Origin of the sequence: Geitlerinema sp. CS-897, assembly GCF_028368005.1 — a bacterium.
In the GTDB taxonomy this organism is placed as follows: Bacteria; Cyanobacteriota; Cyanobacteriia; order Cyanobacteriales; family Geitlerinemataceae; genus Baaleninema; species Baaleninema simplex.
In genome coordinates this window covers 1-6,725 of record NZ_JAQNCQ010000309.1, presented here as the reverse complement: position 1 = coordinate 6,725, position 6,725 = coordinate 1, and the positions used below count along the sequence as shown (strand labels likewise).

General features: G+C 51.9%; 4 protein-coding genes. All 4 read right to left on the bottom strand.

Annotation, left to right across the window (positions count from 1 at the left end):
- Positions 1-718 precede the first annotated feature (718 nt).
- The 4 genes from opcA to fbp all read right to left on the bottom strand — a co-directional run bounded on the left by opcA (position 719) and on the right by fbp (position 6,146).
- Entirely contained in the window at positions 719-2,044 is a 1,326-nt protein-coding gene (opcA, locus tag POG22_RS19565; protein ID WP_498906873.1) for a glucose-6-phosphate dehydrogenase assembly protein OpcA, read from the bottom strand.
- A 97-nt stretch (positions 2,045-2,141) separates the two neighbouring features.
- On the bottom strand, positions 2,142-3,671 hold the full coding sequence (gene zwf, locus POG22_RS19560; RefSeq protein WP_498906872.1) for a glucose-6-phosphate dehydrogenase: 1,530 nt from the start codon (positions 3,669-3,671) through the stop codon (positions 2,142-2,144).
- A 93-nt stretch (positions 3,672-3,764) separates the two neighbouring features.
- Positions 3,765-4,907: a transaldolase gene (gene tal / locus POG22_RS19555; protein ID WP_063716227.1), complete on the bottom strand. Its 1,143-nt coding sequence runs from the start codon at positions 4,905-4,907 to the stop codon at positions 3,765-3,767.
- A 180-nt stretch (positions 4,908-5,087) separates the two neighbouring features.
- A complete protein-coding gene (fbp, locus tag POG22_RS19550; RefSeq protein ID WP_063716228.1) occupies positions 5,088-6,146 on the bottom strand; it encodes a class 1 fructose-bisphosphatase in 1,059 nt (352 codons plus the stop codon).
- Positions 6,147-6,725: the final 579 nt, after the last annotated feature.

Below are 6,725 nucleotides of genomic sequence, written 5' to 3'. Positions count from 1 at the left end.
GAGTTTGTGTCTCCAATCATTAGGATGAGTTATATCAAGCTAGTTTATACTCGAAAAACAGCTTATGCTTAACTCTGTTCCATTTCTGGTCAACTTTCCGTACCCTGTTTTTTGAAGTTATTCAGCAAGCCCTATTATAGCCAGGTTTTCGTACACGGATTCCGTATTAGCTCCCTCGGCGAGAAGCCCCGCGCTGCAGATGAAGGCCAGCGGCGGCCGGGATAGCCGAGCGGCAAGGTATAATCGAGATGGTCAACGACCTGCCCGACCGTATCGAACAGACAGGCTAGCTTCAAAGTAGAGGACGACCTCTCGCCGCAGACAGATCGGCAGCTCGGGGAAGCTGTTTTCTTCAACGTTCACGGTACCCGTAAGTCCGTGCTTGAGACAAGCGACAAAGATCGACCTGTGGAAGACGGGTTGTTGCCAGGGTGACGCCATGCGTCACGGGAGTCAGGGCTGTCGCTTGCGGCAAGCCAAACATCCAGAGGCTGGGTAAGACGCAGTCTTCGCAGCTCTCGGAGCTTGCATCCGAGAGAACGAAGACCAAAACTGGGTTCGCGGGCGTGGCGGTGCTGGCCGGTGAAACTGGAAGCCCGCGCTGTATGCGAAGCTTTACTCGTCGGGTACTTCACGCATCTAGCCCCAGTTTGACAGAAGAGAGATAAATTCAACAAAATGACAGGAGGAGCGATCGCTTCTCCTGTCGCTTTTCGGTCTAACGCAATCTCAAAATCTGAGCGGTGACCGCCAAACTTTCCTCGTACAACACGTCGCGTCCCCATCGCTGTAGCTGTTGCGCCATCAACAATTCCGCCTTCTGATCCGAGAGTTCCGTCACCTGTTCCGTGCGGCAAGATTGGGCGCTTCCGCCCGCTTCCATCCGCATACAACCGGTCGTTTCCGAGCAGAGAATCGTACAGCAGTCGGCACAAGTATTAGCTGAAGTCAGGCGCAACCCGACGAGATCCCCAGGAATTTCGCCCACGTCTCCGACGGGAACCCCTGCGAGTTCGGCATGAATTTCGCGATCGCACTCCCCTTGAAACGACACCCGCGCAATGTCGTAATCGTTCCGTTCGGACGTATAAGAAATCGGCTTCCAACCCAAGCGACTGGCAAACCAGCCTAAAAACATCAACGCTTGGGAATTGTTGCCTTTTTCGTAATCGATCGTGATATTGTCGATTTCCTTGAGAGAGTCGCGACGCTCTGGCGGATCGAAGGCGGCGGCGGTGAGTTCTTGCCACGCTGACAAACGATGCCAGTTGAGATCGGCGATATAGATTTCCTGTTCGATGAGTTCCTGCATTTTCAACAATTCCGATTCGGGATCGCTGAAATACCCCGAATCGACGATAATGCAGTGACTGCGTTTCGCCAGTTGTTGGAATAACTCTTGTTCCGGGTTGGGTGTCGCCTTCCACCAGACGAACTTCGGCAAATCGGGAACCATCAACGAGGAAACCATTTCCCCAACGCGGTTTAAAGCATCTTTGGTTCCCCGCAGCGTCAGATACTCACAACAAATAAGCTGAGAACTCTTGCGCTGAACCGGACAGTAGGCCGAGACTTGCGCCGTAACGCCCGTATCCTCAGCCCCGATGGTCGGACAGAGGGTAATAATCCGACAGGGATTTTGTCCGGCGATCGCTTCGCTGACTTGAAATCCTCGAGCGTCGAGATTGTTGATTTGGCGTCGGTCTGGCGGGAGGCGATCGAACTCCTCGCGCAGTTTAGCCAGGGTTTTGGGGTTGATATGTCCGGTGATATCGAGATCGTAAGCTTTCTGCGCCGCTTCGATCGCCTGTCGCGTCTGTTCCCCATTGATCCCATCGATCGCTCCCTCATAAAACCCCAGCCCAGCCAACAACTGCTGGAACTCCTCGGGTTCGTAGACGACCATACTAAACGTCGAGGCGCGACTGGCAAGGGGTGCGCCCTGGCCGCTGGTTTGACCGAGCCAAATTTTACTCAGTTCGGCTTCGACTTCCGCAATCGAAACGTCTTTGGGCTTCTGTAAAGCAACGAGTGGCGTATTCATAGAAATCGTTCTCGCAATCCTTGAACTAAAGTGTGTCTGGCAACCTCGGGCGAATCATCGAAACTCGCGATCGTTGTGGCCGTTTCAGTTGCAGCCGTTATAACCTGCGCCAACGGCGACCGTCGCGATTGAGTAACAGTTCGGCCTCGACCGGTTCCCAAGTTCCCGCTTCGTACAGCGGAATCGAATCCGGTGGGGCGGGGGCGTCCCACACTTCCAAAACCGGTGTCAGAACCCGCCAAGAGGCTTCGACTTCGTCGCTGCGGGTAAACAAAGTTTGATCGCCCAACATACAGTCAATCAGCAAGCGACTATAGGCGTCTGTGTTCGGTTTACCAAACGCCGCATCGTAGCGGAAATCCATATTCACCGATCGCGTTCTCAGCGAAGTTCCCGGCGTCTTCACCTCAAAGCGCATACTAATCCCCTCGTTCGGCTGAATCCGCATGGCCAAGACATTGGGATTCGCCTGTTTGGCCGCTGACTGGAACATCAAATAGGGAACCTCTTTAAACTGAATCGCGATTTCCGTCACTTTCTTCGGCATCCGTTTTCCCGTTCGCAAATAAAACGGAACCCCTTTCCACCGCCAATTATCGATCGATAACTTCAACGCCGCATAGGTTGGCGTTGTCGAATTCTCGTCAGCCCCCTCCTCATCACGATAACCGGGGACTTGCTTTCCGTTGACCCATCCAGGGATGTACTGTCCGCGAACGGCGGCGTTTTCCAAATTGTCCAAATCTGCCAATCGCGCCGCCTGCACCACCTTCACTTTCTCGTTGCGGATGCTGTCGGCGTCGAGAGAGTTCGGCGGTTCCATCGCCGTGAGACTGAACAGTTGCATCAGGTGGTTTTGCACCATGTCTCGCAACGCTCCCGAGGTTTCGTAATACCCCGCACGTCCTTCTAACCCCACCTTTTCCGCCACGGTAATCTGTACGTGGTCGATATACTGGCGGTTCCACAACGGCTCGAAAATCGCGTTAGCGAAGCGGAACACCAACAGATTTTGTACCGTTTCCTTCCCCAAATAGTGGTCGATGCGATAGACCTGTTTTTCATCACAAACACTTTGTACCACTTGGTTGAGAGCTTGCGCCGACGCCAAATCTCGACCGAAAGGTTTCTCGATGACGAGACGCTGTTTGCGAGGATCGGCGAGCATTCCGGCTTCCCCGAGTTGTTGCGTCGCTTCTCCGAAGAACCGGGGCGCGACAGAGAGGTAAAACACCCGATTTCCGCGAGTTCCCCGTTCTTCGTCCAGTTCGCCTAAAAAGGCTTTGAGTTTTTGATAGCTTTCGGAACTGTCGATATTACCGGGACAGTAAAACAGTCCTTTGGCGAAGCTGTTCCAGATATCCTCCGATTGCAGTCCGCCGCCAAATTCTTCAATTCCTTGACGACAGTGTTCGCGAAAATAATCGTGACTCCACTCGCGCCGGGACACCCCTACGATGGTCAGTTCTGGGGGAAGCCGACGTTCGAGATTCATTTGGTAAATCGCCGGAACGAGTTTGCGCTGGGTGAGATCTCCCGAGGCGCCGAAAATGATGATAATTTGCGGTTCGGGGATGCGATCCTGTTGCAGTCCGACGCGAAGGGGATTTTCTTGAATGGCAATCATAAAGAGAAGAGAGGGAGAGGGGGAGAGGGGGAGGTGAGAAACTGTTAACTGCTCACTGTTCACTGTAAAAGCTCCCTTTCTCCCCTTTTGAAATTAGACTAACGCGAGTTGCTTGACTTTTTCCTCGAGGGAAGACATCAGCGACTCGAAGGGTTTGATGAATTTGTCGATGCCTTCTTCGAGGAGTTCGTCCATAACGGCATCGAGATCGATTCCGGCTTCGAGTAAACTGTCGATAACCCTTTGAGCGTCGTCGATGTGGGTTTCGATGCGGTTGCTGACGTGGCAGTGGTCGGCGCAGGCTTCGATGGTTTTGGGCGGTAAGGTGTTAACGGTGTTAGCGCCGACGAGTTCGTCAACGTACATGACATCGCTGTAGTTGGGGTTTTTGGTGCTGGTGCTAGCCCAGAGGAGTCGTTGAACTTTGGCACCTTTGGCGGCTAGGGCTTTCCAGCGATCGCTCGTGACGATTTTGTTGTACTCTTGATAGGCGAGTTTGGCGTTGGCGATCGCCACTTTACCTTTGAGCGATTCCAACTTCTCCCGTGTTTCGGAATCCTCAGTTTCGGCGAGTTTAGCCTCGAGTCGCGCGTCGATGTTGCTGTCGATGCGGCTGAGGAAGAAGCTAGCCACCGAGGAGATGTTGGAAATATCTTCGCCTTGGGCGGCGCGGGTTTCTAAGCCTTTAATGTACGCCCAGAAGCTGTTAACGTAGGCGTCGATGGCAAACAGCAGCGTCACGTTAACGTTAATTCCTTCGGAAATCGCCTGTTCGACGGCAGGTAAGCCTTCGGGAGTTCCGGGGATTTTAATCATCAAGTTGGGGCGATCGATCGTCTGAAAGTAGCGACGGGCTTCGGCGATGGTACTTTCAGTATCGCGAGCGATGGTGGGAGGAACTTCGATACTCACGTAACCATCAACGCCGTGGCTGGCGTCGTAGACGGGTTTGAGAACGTCGCAGGCGTTGCGAATATCGTCAAACACCAGAGATTCGTAAATTTCGAGGACGGATTTTCCAGCTTTGACGCCGTCGGCGATGTCTTCGTCGTAAATTTGGTTTCCGGCGATCGCTTTTTCAAAGATGGCTGGGTTGGAGGTAATCCCGCGTACAGCGCGATCTCGAATCAGCGTTTCGAGTTCGCCAGAGGCGATCGCGTCGCGGGACAAGTTGTCCATCCAAACGCTTTGACCGTATTTTTGCAGCTCGAAGAGTGGATTTTTCGTCGTAGTCATAACTGAATCGGTGTGGAGTCTACAAACTTGAACTTGACAAACTAAAGTGAGCCGGAGCGAACCAAGGCTAAAACTGGAGTCGATCGCGAGTTCGAGATAAGTTGAAAAGCCCAGTACAAGAGCATTTCGGCTCTCATCATTCCATCATCACTTCATCACCTCATCACCTCACCTCGTCTGTTAGGTCAAAACTTTGTCCTGTTCTCGGCGCGTTCCCTCTTGAATGAACGATTCGACGAGGGCAACGTCTTCGGTACTGCCGATAATTAAAGGTGTCCGTTGGTGCAACTTCTCGGGAACCACATCGAGGATGTTTTGGGTTCCCGTACTCGCCCGTCCTCCCGCTTGTTCGATGAGATAGGCTAGGGGCGCCGATTCGTACAGCAAACGCAGTTTACCTTCGGGTTTCTTCACCGTTCCGGGGTAGAGGAACACGCCACCTTGTAACAGGATGCGATGGAAGTCCCCGACGAGTGCGCCGCTGTAGCGTCCGGTGTAGCCTTCGTGACGGTGGACGTAACGGGTATAGTCCCGAATGGAGTCGTCCCACTGCCAGAAGTTCCCTTCGTTGACGCTGTAAACGGCTCCGTGGTTGGGAACTTGGATGTTTTCTTGCCAGAGGATGAATTCGCCTAAACTCGGATCGAGGGTGAAGGCGTGGACGCCGTTTCCGATAGAGTAGACGAGAACGGTACTCGGCCCGTAGAGGATGTAACCGGCGGCGAGTTGTTTGCGCCCCGATTGTAGTAAGTCCAAGGCTTCACCGCTTTCGTCGTTACCTTCTTGTTGGCGAATGGCGAAAATCGAACCGACGTTGAGGTTGGCGTCGATGTTCGAGGAACCGTCGATGGGATCGTAGACGAGGGTATAGCGTCCGATGGGGCAGTTTTCTGGGATGTAGTAGGGCTTTTCCATTTCCTCTGAGGCGAGGCGACAGACTAAGCCGCTTTGTTTGAAGACGGAGATAAACACCTCGTTGGCGTAGACATCCATCTTTTTGACGGATTCCCCTTGGACGTTTTCAGTTCCGGCGAACCCGAGAACGCCTTCCATGAGTCCCGCACGGCTGAGACGGCGGGCGGTGAGTTTCCCCGCGAGGGCGATGCGGTTCATGAGGGCGCTGAGATCCTGGGCTTCGGCGGAGAAGCTTTGAAGCTGTTGGAGAACGTGGCGCGAAAGGGTGGTGCAATCGCGATCGAGTGCGCGTTCGGGAATTGAAAACGGTTCGGCGTGGGTCATGGGGTTTCCTCCAAGTGGCGGTTTCGCTGGCGGAGGTCGCGACTCCGAGGCAATTTGCCTGTTGCTTTCTATCTTAAAACCCCTTTTCTCGATCCCCGATCGCTCGGTTGCGGACTACAGATTTTCTTTAGATTAATCGGTAGATTTTGGGAGATCGACAGGTATTTGTACTTAGCGATCGTCCCTGAAATGCAACAAATCTGGCATAAAATTTAATGTATTTTTAATATTCTTAAATATTCAAAAAATTACTCAATTTAAATATTGCTGTAATTCAATTTAAATTCTCGATCGTTGCTAAAAGCCTCGGACTCTCGATGAGTAAAAAACTGGATCGCTTTTAATATTTTTTTGCTACAATAAAAAAATAAAAAAAACACGCTAAGCTCTGCTTTTAATACAAAATGTTATTCACGAAAAAATTTTCAATCGAAGAATATCAGGCTCTTCCGATTTTGTTATGCAAAAAAATACTAATTTAACCCCAATTCCGATATTTGAAATTCAAAGCCGAAATTCTGTAAAGCTTGCAGAACTTGACATAGAGCGATCGATTAATGTAGAATAAATTTAATTATT